General features: G+C 42.7%; 1 protein-coding gene and 1 pseudogene. One reads left to right on the forward strand and one right to left on the reverse strand.

The genetic code is table 11. From position 1 onward, the window contains the following. Nucleotides 1-270 precede the first annotated feature (270 nt). A complete protein-coding gene (locus PXY01_RS22070; RefSeq protein WP_164744556.1) occupies nucleotides 271-588 on the reverse strand; it encodes a nucleotidyltransferase domain-containing protein in 318 nt (105 codons plus the stop codon). 12 nt (nucleotides 589-600) lie between these two features. Between PXY01_RS22070 and PXY01_RS22075 the strand changes: the two are divergent. After that, nucleotides 601-879 (forward strand): annotated as a pseudogene (locus tag PXY01_RS22075) (IS66 family transposase); the annotation flags it as partial.

The following is an 879-nucleotide window of genomic DNA, read 5'->3' on the forward strand; positions in this document are numbered from 1 at the left end:
GGATACTCCGTCTCTGGTTTTTAAGTTTTCGAAAATACTCTAGAGTAACATCTCTAGTTTAATGGACTATTAGTGCGAATCCCGAAGCCATCGTTTTTATTCCAAGCTCAAGTAATTATAGATGTTTCTAAAATCCATCTCCTCTCTTGGTATTGGGTCTTTCGAATTGTACAGCAGAACGATTTATGGACTTAGAATTCGTATCCCACTATTCGTGTTCAGAAAAGCTTTATCCAATGCCTGTTTTATTCGATCGTCTCTACGATACAACTAATGTTCACCATCGGTTTCATTTAGCAGAATTTCCAACTTCTCATTGTTTCTTTCAGCATACGTTTCATGTATCGGTAAGGCTAAATACTCATTTCTTCCCCAGGGTAATACAGTTCGATTTTGCACCTTCTTAAAAGCCCAGTCATCTAAATACTCTTGAATAGCTAATTGGCCCCTTCTGTAAAGGACAATTTCAATATCGTCATGCTGTCTTGTTACTTTTCCGAAGAACAAATCTATCGACCATCCTCCAGCAATTGCCCACGGTTTGTTGAAATTTTTCATAGTTAGATTAACCATTATGCATTTATCCATAGATGCCTCATCATCTTGCATGCGGACGAAACAACACTGCAGGTACTGCGTGAGCCAGGCAAGTCTGCCGAGTCTCAGATGGCTGTATCGCACAGGCCGAACGGGTCCGCCGATCGTGCTGTACGATTACCGGCCAACACGTGGTGGCGAGAACCCACGCGATTATCTGAGCGGATTCAGCAGTTATCTTCACGTGGACGGCTATGCTGGTTACCACAAGGTGAAGGATGTCACGCTCGTTGGATGCTTGGCGCATGCACGCCGTAAGTTTTCTTCATCAAGGTATTTAAT

It is taken from the genome of Paenibacillus xylaniclasticus, assembly GCF_004001065.1.
Taxonomy (GTDB): domain Bacteria; phylum Bacillota; class Bacilli; order Paenibacillales; family Paenibacillaceae; genus Paenibacillus_T; species Paenibacillus_T xylaniclasticus.

What these genes read in the sequence shown, in the direction of transcription:
- PXY01_RS22070 (WP_164744556.1), bottom strand. Translation starts at nt 588, where the DNA reads ATGGATAAATGCATAATGGTTAATCTAACTATGAAAAATTTCAACAAA.